This is a genomic window from Stenotrophomonas genospecies 3 (genome assembly GCF_054473855.1).
This window is the reverse complement of the sequence record NZ_JBTMUR010000011.1, coordinates 140644-158234: the sequence shown is the minus strand read 5'-3', so window position 1 is coordinate 158234 and position 17591 is coordinate 140644. Positions and strand designations below refer to the sequence as shown.

General features: G+C 67.8%; 14 protein-coding genes. 4 read left to right on the top strand and 10 right to left on the bottom strand.

From position 1 onward, the window contains the following. Positions 1-9: 9 nt before the first annotated feature. Together ACX9OT_RS15930 and ACX9OT_RS15925 are read right to left on the bottom strand one after the other, a co-directional pair. Positions 10-798, bottom strand: a complete 789-nt coding sequence (locus ACX9OT_RS15930; RefSeq protein ID WP_049424806.1) for a dioxygenase family protein — start codon at positions 796-798, stop codon at positions 10-12. A 31-nt stretch (positions 799-829) separates the two neighbouring features. After that, complete coding sequence (locus ACX9OT_RS15925) at positions 830-1240, bottom strand: DoxX family protein (protein ID WP_459002845.1); 411 nt, start codon at positions 1238-1240, stop codon at positions 830-832. A gap of 96 nt (positions 1241-1336) precedes the next feature. On the opposite strand from ACX9OT_RS15925, the gene ACX9OT_RS15920 reads away from it, so the two are divergent. Then, the gene (locus tag ACX9OT_RS15920) at positions 1337-2218 is read left to right on the top strand and encodes a LysR family transcriptional regulator (RefSeq protein WP_049424802.1); all 882 of its coding nucleotides are present in this window, start codon (positions 1337-1339) and stop codon (positions 2216-2218) included. 95 nt (positions 2219-2313) lie between these two features. Here ACX9OT_RS15920 and ACX9OT_RS15915 read toward each other — a convergent pair whose 3' ends face one another. Beyond that, positions 2314-5376 carry a bifunctional diguanylate cyclase/phosphodiesterase gene (locus ACX9OT_RS15915; protein WP_100437784.1) on the bottom strand — a complete coding sequence of 1021 codons (3063 nt, stop codon included), beginning with the start codon at positions 5374-5376 and terminating at the stop codon, positions 2314-2316. A gap of 176 nt (positions 5377-5552) precedes the next feature. Between ACX9OT_RS15915 and ACX9OT_RS15910 the strand changes: the two genes are divergently transcribed. Then, positions 5553-7664: a M13 family metallopeptidase gene (locus ACX9OT_RS15910; RefSeq protein WP_032128756.1), complete on the top strand. Its 2112-nt coding sequence runs from the start codon at positions 5553-5555 to the stop codon at positions 7662-7664. Between the two features lie 243 nt (positions 7665-7907). Here the strand turns inward: ACX9OT_RS15910 and ACX9OT_RS15905 are convergent, their stop codons facing one another. Then, positions 7908-9080: an MFS transporter gene (locus ACX9OT_RS15905; protein WP_100437783.1), complete on the bottom strand. Its 1173-nt coding sequence runs from the start codon at positions 9078-9080 to the stop codon at positions 7908-7910. Beyond that, complete coding sequence (locus ACX9OT_RS15900; protein ID WP_459002842.1) at positions 9077-10291, bottom strand: MFS transporter; 1215 nt, start codon at positions 10289-10291, stop codon at positions 9077-9079. Before ACX9OT_RS15900 ends, ACX9OT_RS15905 begins: the two co-directional genes overlap by 4 nt. 133 nt (positions 10292-10424) lie before the next feature. Between ACX9OT_RS15900 and ACX9OT_RS15895 the strand changes: the two genes are divergently transcribed. Further along, entirely contained in the window at positions 10425-11012 is a 588-nt protein-coding gene (locus ACX9OT_RS15895; protein WP_100437781.1) for a TetR/AcrR family transcriptional regulator, read from the top strand. A gap of 111 nt (positions 11013-11123) precedes the next feature. On the opposite strand, the gene ACX9OT_RS15890 is transcribed toward ACX9OT_RS15895, so the two are convergent. Continuing rightward, positions 11124-12053, bottom strand: a complete 930-nt coding sequence (locus ACX9OT_RS15890) for an oxygenase MpaB family protein (protein WP_100437780.1) — start codon at positions 12051-12053, stop codon at positions 11124-11126. 309 nt (positions 12054-12362) lie between these two features. On the opposite strand from ACX9OT_RS15890, the gene ACX9OT_RS15885 reads away from it, so the two are divergent. Beyond that, positions 12363-12977, top strand: coding sequence for a hypothetical protein (locus ACX9OT_RS15885; protein WP_100437779.1), 615 nt, complete (start codon positions 12363-12365; stop codon positions 12975-12977). A gap of 39 nt (positions 12978-13016) precedes the next feature. Here ACX9OT_RS15885 and ACX9OT_RS15880 read toward each other — a convergent pair whose 3' ends face one another. The 4 genes from ACX9OT_RS15880 to ACX9OT_RS15865 all read right to left on the bottom strand — a co-directional run bounded on the left by ACX9OT_RS15880 (position 13017) and on the right by ACX9OT_RS15865 (position 17261). Then, entirely contained in the window at positions 13017-13361 is a 345-nt protein-coding gene (locus ACX9OT_RS15880; RefSeq protein WP_100437778.1) for a hypothetical protein, read from the bottom strand. 18 nt (positions 13362-13379) lie between these two features. After that, positions 13380-14150: a LytR/AlgR family response regulator transcription factor gene (locus ACX9OT_RS15875; protein ID WP_032128763.1), complete on the bottom strand. Its 771-nt coding sequence runs from the start codon at positions 14148-14150 to the stop codon at positions 13380-13382. Then, complete coding sequence (locus tag ACX9OT_RS15870) at positions 14140-15399, bottom strand: sensor histidine kinase (RefSeq protein WP_459002838.1); 1260 nt, start codon at positions 15397-15399, stop codon at positions 14140-14142. The genes ACX9OT_RS15875 and ACX9OT_RS15870 overlap by 11 nt, the downstream gene beginning before the upstream one ends. A gap of 212 nt (positions 15400-15611) precedes the next feature. After that, positions 15612-17261, bottom strand: a complete 1650-nt coding sequence (locus ACX9OT_RS15865; RefSeq protein WP_100437776.1) for a M28 family metallopeptidase — start codon at positions 17259-17261, stop codon at positions 15612-15614. Positions 17262-17591 lie beyond the last annotated feature (330 nt).

Genomic DNA, 17591 nt, shown 5'->3' with positions numbered 1-17591 from the left:
AGCCCCGGCTCATGCCCCGTCGAAGCGGTACAGATCCATGGCGAGGAAGCCAGCATCGATACCGGCGTCGATGCGGCGTGCACCGAAGCCGCCCTCGCCGGCCGCGCCCATCGCGAAGAACAGCGGCAGCAGGTGCTCGTCGGTCGGGTGCGCACGTTCGGCGAACGGCGCCTGCCGGCGGTAATCGAGCAGGGCCTGGCGGTCGTCGGCGGCCAGGCGCTGCTCCACCCACTCGATGAAGGGCCGCACGTACGGCGCTTCCTTGCCGTCCTGGTAGTCGCCCCAGTCGTGCAGGTTGTGGGTGATGCTGCCCGAGCCGACCAGCAGCACGCCCTGCTCGCGCAGCGGCGCCAGCGCGCGGCCCAGCGCGAACTGGTGCTCGGGCCCGAGCATCGGCTGGATCGAGACCGGCACCACCGGGATGTCGGCCTGCGGGCGCAGCAGCCGCAGCGGCACCCAGGCACCGTGGTCGAGGCCACGCTGCGGGTCGAGTGCCACCGGCAGGCCAGCGGCGGCGATGCGGCCGGCCACCTCTTCGGCCAGCGCCGGATCGCCCGGCGCCGGGTACTGCAGTTCAAACAGCGCGCGCGGGAAGCCGCCGAAGTCATGGATGGTCGGTGGCTGCGGATGCGCGCCGACCAGCGGCTGCCGGCCCAGCCAGTGCGCCGAGGCCATCACGATGGCGCGCGGCGTCGGCAGGTCGCGCGCCAGCTCGGCCAGGCGCACGCCAACCTGGCCCGGATGCAGGGCGGTCATCGGCGAACCATGCGAGATGTACAGCGAAGGCAGGCGGGACATGGAATTCTCCAGTTGCAGGGTCAGGCGGCGATCAGCGTGAACGCAGGGTCCACTTGCCATCGCCGACCAGGAACAGCACTACCAGCGCCAGTGCCCAGAACGCCGGGTATTCCCAGCCGCCGCCGGCATTGGCGAAACCGAAGCCGTTGGCGCCGTGCACGGTGACGATGGTGCCCAGCAGCAGCAGCACACCGACAAGGCCCACCCAGCGTGCGTAGATGCCCAGCAGGAGCGCGACGGTGATCACCAGCTCGACGCCGATGGTGAGGTAGCCGAGCACGCCGGGCAGGCCCAGCGACTCGAAGAACGCCGCCGTACCGGCCGGGGTGAATACCAGCAGCTTGGTCAGCGCATGGACCAGGAACAGCACGCCCAGGGCCAGGCGCAGCAGGGTGGCGCCGTACGGGGCCAGCGGCGAAACAGGAGCGGTCGTGGTGTGCATGGGGAAACACCTTGAAGGGAGTGGGCACAGGTTATTGCGCCTTCGCGTGCCAATAAATACGATGGATTGACCGTATTTATTTCAAAAGGCGCAACAATGGACACCCTCGAGGCGATGCGCGTGTTCGTGGCGGTGGTCGAGCGCAATGGCTTCAGTGCGGCCGCCCAGGCCCTGGATATGTCTACTGCCGGCGTCACCCGCCAGGTCGCCGCGCTGGAAAAGCGCCTGTCCACGCGCCTGCTCCACCGCACCACGCGCCGGGTCAGCCCGACCAGTGCCGGTGCCGCCTACTACGCCCAGTGCGTGCGCCTGCTGGCCGAGTTCGACGCGCTGGAGGCCAGCATCGGCGCGCAGGCGCTGGAGCCCTCCGGCACGCTGCGCATCAACGCACCGGTCAGTTGGGGCATCGCCCGCCTCGGCCCGCTGCTGGCCAGCTACCGCGAACGCTTCCCGCAGGTGGAACTGGACCTGGCCCTGTCCGACCGGCTGGTGGACATGGTCGAGGAAGGTTACGACGTCGCCATCCGCATCACCCGAGAGCCGGGGCCGACGTTGATCGCGCGACGTCTGGGCGAATCGCGGGTGAGCCTGTGCGCCGCGCCGGCCTACCTGGCCGCACGCGGCACCCCACAGACGCCGCAGGAGCTGCAGGCACACGCGTGCCTGAGCTACAGCTACTGGGCCGCCGGCGACCATTGGCCGCTGCAGGGGCCCGGCGGCGAAGTGAAGGTGGCGGTGAGCAGCCTGCTGCACGCCAACAACGGCGACGTGCTGCGCGAAGCAGCAATCGCCGGCATGGGCGTGATCCTGCAACCGGATTTCCTGCTGGAAGACGCGCTGGCCGATGGCCGCCTGGTGCGCATCCTGCCCGAATGGGAGGCCTCGCCGATCGGCATTTTCGCGGTCTATACCAGCCGCAGCCATCTGGCACCGAAGGTGCGCAGTTTCATCGACCATCTGGTGGAGGCCGGGGTGTAGCCGAATCTGGCGCTTGCCGGTAGTGCCGGCCGCTGGCCGGCAATCAGACACATCCCGGTCCTGGGCGAATGCCGGCCAGCGGCCGGCACTACCACTTAGGCGGCAACCTCATCCAGCGCCTCGATGATCCGTTCCAGCGGCGCCGGCCGGCCCAGCAGGTAGCCCTGCACCTGGTCGCAGCCATGCGCAGCCAGCCAGTCCAGCTGTCCGGGCGTCTCCACGCCTTCGGCGATGATGGTCAGGCCCATGCTGTGGCCCAGTGACAGCAGCGCGCGGCAGATCGAGGCATTGCGCGGATTGGTTTCCACGTCGGCGACGAAGCTGCGGTCGATCTTCAGGATGTCCAGCGGCAGGTGCTGCAGGTAGGACATGCTGGAATAGCCGGTACCGAAGTCATCCAGCGACACGCTGATGCCCTGCTCGTGCAGCCGCTGCATGGTCTGCATCGCCTGCGCCGGCTTGCGCATCAGGCTGCTCTCGGTCAGCTCCACGTGCAGCGCGCCGCGGGCCAGGCCGAACTCCTGCTGCGCGCGGGTGAACTCGGCCACCAGATCGCTGTTGAAGAACTGCACCGCCGATACATTGACCGCGATCGGCAGCTCGCCCCAACCGGCCTCGACCAGCCGCCGCTGCGCCTTCGCCGCCGCACGGATCACCCAGCGCCCCAGCGCCAGGATCAGCCCGGTGTCCTCGCACAGCTGGATGAACTCGTTGGGCGGGATGAAGCTGCCATCGGCCTGCGGCCAGCGCAGCAGGGCCTCCAGCGCGGCCGGGCTGCCATCGCTGGCGTGCCGGATCGGCTGGAAATACAGCTGGAACTCGTTGTCGATGGCGGCGTGGATGCGTCCGGCCAGGCGCAGACGGTCGGCCAACCGCGTGGTCACCGCCGCGTCGAACCAGACCACCACATTGCCTTCGGCGCGCGCGGCATGCGCGGCCTGTGCGGCCATGCCGATCACCTGCTCGGCGCTGTGGCCGTCGCCGGCAATGTGCACGGCCACGCCGATGCGCGGCTCGAACTGGTGCAGCGAATCCTTGCCGCGCATCGGCGCCGACACGATCTGCAGCAGGTCGTCCAGCACGCGCTGGGCATCGTGCTCGGCACCGATGGCGAACACGAAGTCCTCCGCCGGCTGGAATGCCAGCGTGCCGCAGCGCGCGCCCAGGCCACCGAGCCGGGTCGCCATCGACTGCAGCACCGCATCGCCGATCTCGCGGCCCAGCGTGTCGGCCACCAGCTGCAGTCCTCGCAACTGCACGAAGGCGATGGTGTAGCCCTCCTGCTGCTCGTCCAGCTGTTCGGTCAACGCACGCACGTTGAGCAGGCCGGTGGCCGGGTTGTGCCGCGCCTGGTAGGCCAGGTCGCGCTCGTAAGCCAGCCGCTCGCTCACATCCTCGGCCAGCACCAGGCAGGCGGGCTGGCCATCGAAATCGAGCTTGGACAGGTGTGCGCGCACTTCGAACACACTGCCGTCCTTGCGCCGGTGCAGGCGCACGGTGGCATCCTGCAGCTCGCCGACACGGGCCTTGGCGATCGCACCCTTCACCTCGTCCCAGCCTTCGCGCGGGCGGATGTCGAGGATGCTCATCGCCAGGAATTCCTCGCGGCTGTAGCCGTACTGGCGCACGGCGGCATCGTTGACCTCGATGAAGCGCAGCGTATCCGGATCGAACACCCAGAACGGCGCTGGATTGCGGTCGAACAACAGGCGGAAGCGGCGTTCCACTTCGCTCATCTGCTCGCGGGCCTGGTAGCGTTCGCTCAGGTCGGTCAGGGCACCGATCATGCGGCGCTCGCTGTCGGCCACCTCCACCCGCTGCCCGCGTGCGCCCACCCAGCGCACTGCGCCTCCGGGCAGTACCAGGCGGAACACCTGGTCGAGCACCGCGCCACCGGCGAAGGCCTGGTCGAAGGCCTGCTGCAGGCGCGCTGCATCATCACGATGCACGCGCGCGAAGAAATCGGCCACCGGCAGCGCATCGGTCTGCACGCCGAAGATCTCACGCGCCAGCGGTGACCAGCGCAACAGTGCGGCATCCTCGTCCACGTACCAGGTGCAGACGCGCCCGACCTGGTGGGCCAGGCGCAGTTCGGCATGTCCGGTCTTCAGTTCCTCCGCCATCGACTGCTGGCGGCGGGTGCTGCGGCGCACCGCGTACAGCAGGACCAGCAGCACCCCGACGTAGGCCAGCACGATTGCTACTGACGCCTGCAGGTAGGGCCACCATGGCGCCAGCACGTCCTCATCGGCCAACCCGACCTGCACCGCCAGCGGGCTGCGCTCCAGCGTGCTGATGGTGATGATGCGCTGCACACCATCGACCGCGCCCGGCAGGCTGCCCAGCTCGACCACGGCCTGCTTGCCGAGCAGGTCGCGATGCGGGAGATCGTAGCGTCGGCCGACCGTGCCGTGCGGGTCCGGTACGCGGGCCAGCATGTAGCCTTCCGCATCGCTGATCGAAACCAGCCCGTTCGGGCCAACATCGAGGCCGCCGATGATGCGCTGCAGTTCGCCGCAGCGCAGCCGCGCCAGCAACCAGCGGTCACCGGCCATCGGCAGCGCCAGCGGCACCACCCAGCCACCGTCGCTGGCGCGCAGCGGCGGGCCGATGTACAGCGAACTGCCCAGGCCGCGGCGCTGCGGATCGGTCCACAGCGGCAGGTTCAGGTCACCTTTGCCGGCCGTCAGGGCGCGGCCATAGCTGTCCAGCACCACGATGCTGTGCAGCTCGGCATGCCGGCGCAGCACGCCGCCGATGGAGGCATCAAGCAGCGCCGGCGCCTGCGCGGGCACGCTGCGGAACACTTCAACGGCATCGGCGGCGATGCCGGACATCGCCCGCTCCAGGTTGCGCAGCTCCAGCGCCAGCAGGCGCTCGCTGCCCACCGCCAGTGCACGGCTCTGGCGCTGTGCGGCCTCCAGCCGGCGGTGATGGTCGTTGGCCAGCATGGTGGTCAACCCGGCCACCAGCAGAATGCCCAGCAACACCCCGCCCCAGGTAATGGCGCGCAGCGGCCGGGCCAACGCCCGTTTCAGCGCGGGCATCGGTTGGTCTTCCTTGTGCAGTCGGCTGGCTTCATGCGCGAACGAATCCTCCACATCCCCGACCTCAACGGCCGGCGGACGCCATTCTTGACGCCTGACCCGCCCCCGCATGGCCACCTCCCCGTGTCCGCGCAGGGCTCCTGAGGCCAGCATGCACCACACCGGTGACGGCGTGAAGATCGCTTCCGCGCGTTCAGCCAGATCCCGCACAGGGCGGGCGGCACTACGGGAGGGCCAGCCGGGGCGGAGCGGATTAGACTTGGGGTTTTCCGCTGCAAGAGAAGTCCATGTCCAAGCTGCGCCGTCCCACCCTGGCACTGGCCATCGTTGCCAGCCTGTCCCTGGCCGCCTGCGACCGCCCGGCCGATCCGGCTGCCGGCACCGCCGCGCCTGCCGATGCCGCACCTGCGGCCGCCAAGCCGATGCTGGGCAGCTTCGGCTTCGATGCCAGCGGCATGGACCGCAGCATCAACGCCGGCGATGATTTCTTCGGCTTCGCCAACGGCACCTGGGTGAAGAACACCGAGATCCCGGCCGATCGTTCGCGTTTCGGCAGCTTCAACGTCATCGCCGAGAAGACCCTGGCCGACACCCGCGCCATTCTCGAAGGCGCCGCCGGCAACACCCAGGCCAGCGGTGATGACAAGCTGATCGGCGACTACTACGCCGCCTACATGGACGAAGCCGGCATCGAGCAGCACGGCATCGCGCCGGTGCAGCCGCAGCTGAAGGCCATCGATGCGATCGCCGACAAGGCCGGGCTGGCCCGTGCCCTGGGCGGCGACGTGCGTGCCGACGTCGACCTGCTCAATGCGACCAACTTCTACACCGACCGCCTGTTCGGCCTGTGGGTGTCGGTGGACCTGCTGCAGCCGGACCGCAACGCGCCCTACCTGGTGCAGGGCGGCCTGGGCATGCCCGACCGTGACTTCTACCTGGGCGGCGGCCGCATGGCCGAGCTGCGCAAGCAGTACCAGGCCTACATCGCACAGATGCTGCAGCTGGCCGGTGTCGCCGATCCGGCAGGCAAGGCGCAGCGCATCCTCGCGCTGGAGACGAAGATCGCGCAGGCGCACGCCACCCAGGAAGAAACCAATGATGTGACCAAGGGTGCCAATCCCTGGACCCAGGCCGACTTCAATGCCAAGGCGCCGGGCATGGACTGGAACGCCTTCCTCGACGCGGCCGCGCTGGGCAAGCAGCAGGACTTCATCGTCTGGCAGCCCAAGGCCGTGGCCGGCCTGTCCAAGCTGGTCGCCACCGAGCCGCTGGATGTCTGGAAGGATTACCTGGCCTTCCACGCGCTGGACCGCGCCGCTGCCTACCTGCCGAAGAAATTCGCCGATGCCCGCTTCGCCTTCCACGGCACCACGCTGAGCGGCACGCCGCAGCAGAGCGACCGCTGGAAGCGTGCAGTGGACGACGCCAACCATGCCATCGGCGAAGCGATCGGCAAGCGTTACGTCGAGAAGCACTTCGACGCCAAGACCAAGGAACGCGCGGACGAGATGGCGAAGAACATCATCGCCGCCTTCGCCAAGCGCATCGACGCGCTCGCGTGGATGTCGCCGCAGACCAAGGCCAGCGCCAAGGCCAAGGTGGCCGGCCTGACCGTGGGCATGGGTTACCCCGAAAAGTGGCGTGATTACACCGGCCTGGAGATCCGCCGTGATGACGCGCTGGGCAATGCGCAGCGCGCCGAACTGTTCGAGTACCAGCGCAACATCGCCAAGCTGGGCAAGGCGGTCGACCACAGCGAGTGGGCGATGCTGCCGCAGACCATCAACGCGATGAACGTGCCGCTGGAGAACCGCCTGGTGTTCCCGGCCGCGATCCTGCAGCCGCCGTTCTTCGACGGTGCTGCCGACGACGCGGTGAACTACGGCGCCATCGGCGCAGTGATCGGCCACGAGATCAGCCACGGCTTCGACAACGCCGGTGCGCTCTTCGACGAGACCGGCAAGCTGCACAACTGGTGGACCGCTGAAGACCTGAAGCAGTTCAACGCCGCTGGTGATGCGCTGGCCGCACAGTTCAGCAGCTACGAGCCGTTCCCGGGCGTGCATGTGAACGGCAAGCTGACCCTGGGCGAGAACATCGCCGACGTGGCTGGCCTGGGTACCGCCTACGATGCCTACCAGCTGTCGCTGCAGGGCAAGCCGGGCCAGACCCTGGAAGGCTTCACCCCCGACCAGCGCTTCTTCCTCGGCTTCGCCCAGGCGTGGCGCAGCAAGAGCCGCGAGCAGGCGCTGCGCAACTCGCTGCTGACCGATGTGCATGCACCGGGCCAGTTCCGCGCACTCACCGTGCGCAACATCGACGCCTGGTACCCGGCGTTCGAAGTGAAGGAAGGCCAGAAGCTGTACCTGGCTCCGGACAAGCGGGTCAAGGTGTGGTGATGTAACCGGAACGGGCGCCGAAAGGCGCCCGTTTCATTTCCCGGTAGCTGCCAACCTGGGTTGGCACATGCCCCGCTCTGGTGGGTGCAAACCTTGGTCGGCACATGCCCCGCTCTGGTGGGTGCAAACCTTGGTCGGCAAATGCCCCGCTCTGGTAGCTGCCAACCTTGGTTGGCAAATGCCCCGCTCTGGTGGGTGCCAACCTTGGTTGGCACGGGGCAGGAATCCACGCATGGCGTGGATCTACCTGCGGGTGGTGGCAACCATCAGCAGAGCGCTCGCAGCCAACACCGCAGCAGCCCAAAGCGTGGCGTACGGCCCGACACCATCCAGCAGCCGTCCACCGCCCCACGCGCCAAGCGCGATGCCGATATTGAACACGCCCACATACAGGGCGGTGGCGATCTCCACGGCCTGCGGCACCGCTTTCATCATCCAGCTCATCAGGCCCACCGATACGCCGCCATAGGCCAGGCCCCATAGCAGCAGCACCGCAATACCACCGCTCGGCGTGCCACCCACCCACAGCAACAGCAGCGGCGTCAGCAGCAGGCCCGATGCGATCGCCAGCAACGTACCGCGCGGATGGCGTGCTGCCAGCGGCCCGGCGATGAAGTTGCCGGCGATGCCGGCCAGGCCGTAGGCAAACAGCAGTGCACCGATCCAGGACGCCTCCACGCCCGAGACGGACGTCAGCAGCGGCCGCACGTAGGTGAAGGCGATGAAGTGCCCGGACACCAGCAGCACGGTCAGCCACAGGCCACGCCGCAGGTCGCGCTGGCCAAGCTGCTGCACGAACTGCCGCAGCCGCACCGATGTACTTACAGGTAACGCAGGAACCACCCGCAGATGCAGCAACATCACCGCCGCACTGAACAACGCCATCGCCGCAAAGGCGCTGCGCCAACCCAATGCATCCCCGATCAGCGCGCCCAACGGAACGCCCAGCACCGACGCTGCGGCCACGCCGCCGAAGATGATCGAAGTAGCCAGGCCGATGCGGTCAGCCGGCACCAGGCGCGCAGCCAGACCGCCGGCGATGGCCCAGATCCCGCCCATGCAGAACCCCACCAGCACCCGTGCGGCCAACAGCCAGCCGATGCCCGGTGCCAGCGCCGACGCGAGGTTGGCGACCAGCAGGAGCGCAAGCAGCGCGCACAGGATGCGACGGCGATCAATGCCACCGGCTGCGATCACCACCAGCGGTGCGAACACTGCCGCCAGCAGGGCCGGCAGCGAGATCATCAGGCCGGCGGTGCCGGTGGACGCGCCGAGATCTTCGGCAATCGGGGTCAGCAGGCCGACCGGCAGCATTTCGGTGGTGACCACCGAGAACGTGGCGAGGCCGACGGCGGAAACCGCCCACCACGGATGACGAGGCACAGGCGCGGCGTGCGCAGGCGATGAAGCGCTCACGGGACGATTCCTTCAGGGGATGTGGTCGAGGCAGACGGGCGCAGTGCACGGTGCGCGAGCACGGCGAACAGCAGCACGCCACCGCCTGCCACCAGCGCAACAGCAAAACCGCTGCGCACGCCCCCCGCATCAACACCCTGCCCGGACAGTGCCGCGCCCAGCGCCACGCCGATGTTCAATCCGGCCAGCAACCAGGTCATGCCTTCGGTCAGGCGCGATTCGGGCACGTACTGTTCGACCAGCGACATCGCCACGATCATCGTCGGCGCGAAGAACACCCCGGCCAGCAGCACGGCAACGGCCAGGGCAGGCAGGCTGCCGACCCACAGCAGCGGTAGCGTGGCCAATGCAGTGGCCGCTGCTCCGGTCAGCAACAGGCGCGGCAACGGGATCTGCAGCTTCAGCGCACCAAACAGCAGGCCCGCCGCGCAGCTGCCCAGCGCATAGGCCGACAGCACCCAACTGGCAGCCAGTGGCTGCCCGCGCTGTTCGGCGAAGGCCACGCTGGTGATGTCGACGGTACCGACAATCACACCCATCGCCAGCATCAGCAACGCCAGCAGGCGGATCTCCGCTTGCCGCAGCAGCGAGCGCGAGGGTGTTGCGCCTTCGCAGTGCCGCAGCGGTGGTTCGGTACCGCGTTGCAGAGCCAGTGCGGTCACTCCGATCACCAGCAGAAGGGCTGCAGCCAGCACGCCGGCCTGTGGCCATACCGCTACCGACAATCCGACTGACAACGGTGGCCCGGCGATGAAGGTCACCTCGTCGAACACGGTCTCCAGCGAATACGCGGTCTGCAGCTGCGGGCGCCCGCGATGGATCGCGGTCCAGCGCGCGCGCACCATCGCCGACACGCTGGGCATGCAACCGGCCAGCATCGCCGCAATGAACAGCGTCCAGTCCGGCGCGGCCAGCAGCGTGCACGCAAGCAGCAACAGCAACCCGGCCGCACTGGCCGCGGTGGCCCACGGCAGCACCCTGCCCTGCCCGCGCCGGTCGACCCAGCGCGATACCTGCGGCGACAGCAACGCGTAGGTCAGCACGAAGGTGGCCGACACCGCACCGGCCAGTGCATAGCTGCCGCGCAGCTGGGACAGCAGGGTGATGATGCCGATACCGGTCATCGGTAGAGGAAGGCGTGCCAGCAGCCCGGCCAGGGCGAGGCCGGCGGTGCCGGGGGCCGCGAACAGGTCGCGATAGGGGGTGGCCATCAGGTTCTCCAGGGCAGTGACTTGCCTGGCGCACTGGGCGCCACGACAATACATACAGAGCGTATGAATAAGAGGCTACATTCATACGCACCGTATGTAAATAATCATGCACTGTGTATGTAAGGAGCTCCGGATGGTTCGTCGCACCCGCGCCGAGATGGAAGAAACCCGCGCCACCCTGCTGGCCACCGCCCGTCGGGTGTTCAGCGCGCATGGCTATGCCGCCACCTCGATGGACGACCTGACCGCCCAGGCCGGGCTGACCCGCGGCGCGCTGTACCACCACTTCGGCGACAAGAAGGGTCTGCTGGCGGCTGTCGTCGCCCAGCTCGATGCCGAGACCGACCTGCGTCTGCAGGCGATCAGCGATGGCGCGGATGATGCCTGGGACGGCTTCGTGCAGCGTTGCCGCGCCTATCTGGAGATGGCACTGGAGCCGGAAATCCAGCGCATCGTGCTGCGCGATGCGCGCGCGGTACTGGGTGGCGCCTCACCGGAATCCCAGCGCCACTGCGTGCACTCGATGCAGCACCTGATCGAACATCTGCTGGCGCAGGGCGTGGTGGCAGCGGTGGATGCGCAGGCACTGGCGTCGCTGATCTACGGCAGCCTGGCCGAAGCCGCGTTCTGGATCGCCGAGGGCGAGGATGGCGACGCGCGCCTGCAGCAGGCGACGGCGGCGCTGGAGATGCTATTGCGTGGGTTGAAGTCGGCCGGGTAACGCCCATCCACGCATGGCGTGGATCTACTGCGGAATCCGCTCTGGTAGAGGCCAACCTTGGTTGGCGCTTCTGCGGCACTGCGCGAAATGCGTGCCAACCAAGGTTGGCACCTACCAGGGAACGGTCGGCCACTCGCGCAGCACATCCACCGGCACGCCCACGCGCGTGCAGGCGCGGCTGGCCAGGCCATCGGGCAGCGCGCGGCGGAACAGCGGCGCCATGCCCTGCATCAGCTTCGCCGACGCTGCAGCTTGTGCGCGCTGGCGCGCATTGCGTTCCAGCATGCCCTCGGCCCAGTCCGGCAGCAGCGCCGCACCGGCGCCGAGGAACACTTCGCGCGACAGGCCCGGCACCGGTACCGGCAGGCGCACGCCGGACAACACCTCCAGCACTTCGCGCGAGCGTTCGTCGACGCGCAGTTCCGGCTGCCGCGCGCAGAAGTACGCGGCCACTTCCGCTTCACTGCGCGGCACATCCACCGCACCCAGTGCCTCGGCCACGCAGCGGTACTCGTCGTAGTAGCGATCGGCGATGTGCGCCGGCACCTCGCGCCCGTAGCGGCGGAAGCCTTGCAGGAAGCCAAACGCCTCGGTCACGTGCACCCACGTCAGCAGCTGCGGATCGTCCGCCGCATAGGGCTCCCCCTGCGCGGTCTGGCCGCGGATCTGCGCATGGATGCGGCGTACCTTGGCCACCAGCGCCTCCACCTCGCCGCTGGGCGCATAGCTGGTGCCGGCAACGAAGGCGGTGGTGCGGCGCAGGCGTCCCACCAGGTCCTGGCGGAAATTGGAGTGGTCGTAGACGCCGGCCAGCGCGCGCGGGTGCAGGGTCTGCAGCATCAGCGCACACAGGCCACCGGCCAGCATCGAGGGGAACTCGGCGTGCAGCCGCCAGGTGACGCTGTCCGGGCCGAACCAGCCCGGGTCTCCCAGCGGGTGGTCGTAATCGATGCCGCTCTGGCCACGCGGGAAGGCCTCCAGTACCCAGCGCCGGATAGGCGCGGTGACGGGGCGGGAGAGTCGCTGCAGCAGAGCCGGCATCACAGGTCCAGGAAAGGCGGAAGAGCGGCCGCAGGTTGCGCGGTCGGCCCCGATTCTGGGCGATCACGACGCCGACGGCGAGCCTCCGCGCTCAGCCACGGTTTCATGTGCAGCCGCAGCACGTTTCACCCTGCGACATCCTGTCGCAGGCTGCGACCATGATGTTGCGATGCAGCAACATTCACCCATTCAGACAAAACCCTTACGCCGCTAGGCATTGCGCCCATTGCACGGCTCGCTGGAAGTGCTAGAACTGAACCCGCCACACCGTCCAACGCTGATCGACGCACGTTCCACAAGGAGCCAGCCATGATTGCTTTGTTCAAGGGTTTGGGACTACTGCTTCGCGACAACGAGCTCTACAGCAGCCCGTTCGAAAAACAGGTCGCGCACTGGCGCAGCCTCAGCGAGAAGCAGATCCGCGATGAAGTGGCTGTGCTGGCCCAGGCCAAGTGCCAATGGCTGATCGCCTCGATCGTCGGCTGGCAGGCGGCCTCGCTGCTGATCCTCGGGCTGATCACCAACTACCTGTGGCGCGACGATTACCACATCACCTTCACCCGCGTGGTCGTGGTGTTCGGCTCATGGATCTCGATCCTGTTCGTGATCTGGTTCATGGCCAACATGTTCGACCGCACCGCCGGTTTCGAGCGTTGGATGAAGGCCTTCAACAGCCGCGCCCGCATCAGCTCCAAGGCCGACAGCGTCGAGAACGTGGCCGAGGCACTGGACCTGGCCGAGCACTACCCGGAAGTGCTGGACTACAAGCAGGCCGTCACTGCCAAGCGCGAGCTGCGCCATGAGGACATCCGCATCATGACCGAGATCGGGCGCATGAAGCAGCACTCAGAACTGGTCGGCCGCCTGAACCATGTGGGTGAGAACGAGCACCACCACGACCTGACACTGCAACCTGCCTACTGACCCTTCAGGGAAGCGGGGGGACCCACAATGCCACCGTGATCACTCACGGTGGCATTGTTCTATCGGGTCCTGGCTGACGCATTGGTGGAAGCCCCTGGGCAGGTCACGCATCGCCTCGGTCTTTCCCACCGCCACCGCGAACCGACGCAACGGCGGCGTGGCACACGCGGCCCCGCTGCTGCATGCAGGGTCCAGCACCACGTAGTGGCAGTGGCCACTGCTGCTGGCGATGCACTGGAACCGCGCCTCGCCATCGACCACGGTGCGTTTGCTGTACAGCGTGTCCACGCCGTTGGCATTGGTACGGGTGATCGAGGTTTCGCTGGACTTCTCGCAGCCGGCCAACGACAGCGCAGCAGCGCAGGCAAACAGGAACAGGCGCATGGTGCCTCCAGGGTGCGGCTACATGCCGCGGAACAGGCTCATGAACGGTTGGCTGACCACCAGCGTCTCCGTACGCCCACGCAGGCGCAGCACCCCGCGCCCGGTATCGTCGCGGCTGACCGCTGCCACCGCCTTCATGTTGACGATGGTCGAGCGATGGATCTGGCGGAAGTGCTGCGGATCGAGCACTTCCAGCAGCTCGCGCAACGGTGTGCGCAGCAGGCTCTCACCGGCCGCGGTCATCACGGTGGTGTACTTGTTGTCAGCACGGAAATAGGCCACGTCTTCCAGCATGATCAGCTGCGTCTCGCGGCCGTTGCTGGCGGTGATCCAGGCCAAAGGCGGGCGCTCTGCCGCCCTCTGCGACGGCCCCAGGCGCTGAAGCAGGCGTTCGAGTACGGCATCGTCCTGGCGCGTTGATGGCAGCCGCGACAGGATGCGTTCGCGCGTGGCCAGCAGGCGCTCATCGCTGACCGGCTTCAGCAGGTAGTCCATCGCACCCTGCTCGAACGCGTCGATGGCGTACTGGTCGTAGGCGGTAACGAACACCACCTGGGTGCGCGGGCTCAGTTCGGACAGCGAACGGGCCACTTCAATGCCACTGATGCCGGGCATGCGGATATCGAGGAAGGCGATGTCCGGCTGTTTCTCGGCCAGCTGTTCCAGCGCACTGGCGCCATCCTCGCACTCGGCCACCAGCTTCAGGTCCGGCCACAACCGGCCCAGCTGCTCGACCAGCGACTGCCGCAGCAGTTCCTCGTCTTCGGCAATGAGCGCCTCAAGCGGCATGGCTGCGCTCCTTGCTCGACTGCGGCAGGGTCATGGTCGCGGCCACGCCGCTGGGGAAGTTGGCGACGATCGCCACGCCGGCCTGTTCGCCGCAGGTCAGGCGCAGGCGCTCGCGCAGGTTCTTCAGGCCGATGCCGGTACCGCTGGTGCCCTGGCCGAAGCCGAGGCCATCGTCGGCCACCGTCACCGTTACATGGTCATCGAAGCCACGCGCCAGGATCCAGATCGTGCCACCGCCGGGCTTCGGTTCCAGGCCATGCTTGATCGCGTTCTCCACCAGCGTCTGCAGCGCCATCGCCGGCAGCTGCACGCAGTGCAGTTCGTTCGGTACCTGCACCTCCACCCCCAGCCGTGCGCCCATGCGGATACGCAGGATCTCCAGGTAGGCACGGGTGCGCTCCAGCTCCACGCCCAGCGTGGACAGCGATTCGTCCACCTGTGGCAACGAGCTGCGCAGGTACTGGATCAGGTGGCCCAGCATCTGGTCGGCACGTGCCGGGTCGGTGCGGGTCAGCACCTGCGCGTTGGCCAGCGTGTTGTAGAGGAAGTGCGGTTCCACCTGCGCATGCAGCAGGTTCAACCGGGCCACCGACAGCTCCTTTTCCACCTGGGTCTGCTCAGCCGCGGCCTGCTCGTCGCGACGCTGGTCGGCAACACGGCGGCTGATCGCGCGGGTGACCGCTTCGGCGTTCTCGAAGTTGCTGCCCTCATCCAGTGCCAGCAGGTCGGCCCACCAGCCGGCATCCGGCTCAAACAACAGGGTGACGGTACTGGTGCCCTGCCCCGGCGTGACCGTCGCCAGCACGCTGTTGCGCTTGATCGCCAGCCGTGCCGGCAGGTTCCAGCGCGATGGCTGGGGGCCGTTCCAGGCATCCACGCGGCGCACGTAGGCCCGCACCTGCAGGCTGCCGGCCGAACTTTCCACGTCTTCAACGCGCGGCAGTTCAGCGATGGCCGCTTCCACCACCGAGAATGCCTGGCCGGCATCCATCGGCAGTTCCACCTGGCGGCGCTGGCGGCCGGAGAGCGTGGTCGAATCCAGCCGGCCGGCGACCAGCCAGACGCGGCGTACATGGGTAATCGCACTGCCCAGCGCGGAAATCATCAGGAACATCACCAGCAGCCCGAACACCCAGCCAGGGCCGTCGTTCATGCCGCTGAAAATGCCGCTCCAGACCATGCCGGCGACGAACAGCGCCGCAGCCCAGGCCAGCAGGTGACGAAGCAGGAGAGAGAGGCTGGCGAACACGGCGGCGCCTTGGAGGAAGGGGGTGAGCCGAGCATAGGGCGGCCCGCCGGGCAAACAAGCGGGTTGCGACGAAGGGCCGGAAAGCGGGGATGGAAGCCATTCTGGTAGAGCCGGCCGCTGGCCGGCTCCCCATGACCTCCACAAGCATCACAAGGTTGCCGGCCAGCGGCCGGCACTACCCGGGAGGCGCCGGGCGAACCCGGCGCATTCCCTTACTTGCGCTGGTCGGCGCTGGCGTCACGCACGGCGCGGAACGATTCGTCCTTGCTCCAGTTCGGCCAGCTGCGCGAGTTGGCCAGCTGGTTGCCCAGCGTATACAGCACTTCCAGGTCGCGGGCGGCACCGGCGAACACCCAGTCCGGCTGCCATTCGTCGCCCTGCTGGTGGTAGCGCTTGGCGGTGTAGTCCTCGGAGGCCTTCTTGCCTGCGGCGACGCCGCCGTCCACCCAGTCCTGGCCAGCCGACCACGACAGCGCGGGCACGCCGCGCTTGGCGAACGGGAAGTGATCGGAGCGGAAGAACAGGCCGGCTTCCGGCTTCGGGTCCGGCGTGTAGCGGATGTCCCAGCCCTTGGCCACGTCCTTCAACTGGTCCAGCAGCTCGAAGCGCGCGGCACCGTAGATGCCGAAATCACGCGACGGCCCGAACGGCGCCATGCCATCCATGTTGATCACCGCCACGGTCTTTTCCAGCGGATACAGCGGATGGGTGGCGTAGTACTCCGAACCCAGCAGGCCCTTTTCCTCGGCGGTGACCGCCAGGAACAGCAGCGAACGCTGCGGGCGCTTGGCCTTGGCGAAGCCACGGGCCAGTTCGATCAGCGATGCGGTGCCACTGGCGTTGTCCAGAGCGCCATTGAAGATCCGGTCGCCACGTGCGTCGGGCTCGCCCACGCCGATGTGGTCCCAGTGCGCGCTGTAGACGATGGTCTCGTCCGGGTGGCTGCTGCCCTCCAGGCGTGCGGCCACGTTGTGCGAGGTGATCACTTCGGTCTTCACCGCGTACTTCGCGTCCAGGCTGGCGCCGGTCAGCGGCACCGGGGTGAAGTCGCGCTGCTGCGCCTTCTTCTTCAGCGCCTCGAAGTCCTGCCCGGCCGAGCGGAACAGCTCCACGGCCAGGTCGCGCTGGATCCAGCCTTCCAGCAGCGGGTGGCTGTCGGCCGGGTTGTCGCGCACCACATCGAACATGGTGTTGGTGTTGGAACCGGCCACGGTGGCCCAGCCGTACGACGCCGGTGCGGTCTCGTGCACGATCAGCACGCCCAGCGCCCCCTGGCGGGCGCCTTCTTCGTACTTGTAGGTCCAACGGCCGTAGTAGGTCATGCCCTTGCCGTCGAAATCACCCTGGCCGGTCTCGAAGTCCGGGTCGTTGATCAGCACGACGGCGATCTTGCCCTTCAGGTCCACACCCTTGAAGTCATCCCAGTTGCGCTCCGGTGCTTTCACGCCGTAGCCGAGGAACACCAGCGGGGCCTTGCTGATATCGACGTTGCTGGCGCCGTTCATGGCGGCGCGCACGGCAATCTGCTTGCCCTGTTCCAGCGCAACGGTCTTGCCGCCCTGGTGCAGCGCCAGCTGCGGGGTGCCGACGATGTCGCCCTTGCGCAGCGGCACGGCCTGGGTCCACAGGCGCTTGCCGTCCTTGAGGTCGCCGCCGGGCTGCAGGCCAGCGTCGGCGAACTGCTTGCTGAGGAAGGCGATGGTCTTCTCTTCGCCGGCGGTGGCCGGCGAGCGGCCTTCGTAGGCGTCGGAGGCCAGTTCCTTGACGTCGGCGGAGATCCGCGCGCCATCGAATTTCGGGGTGGCCGCCATCAGTGCGCTCGACACTGACAGGGCCAGCACGCCCAGTACTACTCGTTTCATTGCTCTCTCCAGCAGGGAAATCCTTCTGGAGTGTAATGGGATTCGGCAGGGCTGCGCCCTGCACCTGCCGAAGCCAGGGCAACAGCAACAGCTGAAGCAACAGCGGCATTCCGTGGGATGGCGGGGTGGGTCCGGTTGCGGGGGACGCCGTGAATCCGTCCCTGGAGGCTTGGGCGCGCCATCCATGGCGCTTACACCCCCGCAACCGGACCCACCCCGCCTTCGACAGATTTCTGCTGCTGTTGGTAGGTGTCGACCTTGGTCGGCACGCCGCTGTTGGTAGGTGTCGACCTTGGTCGGCACGCCGCTGTTGGTAGGTGTCGACCTTGA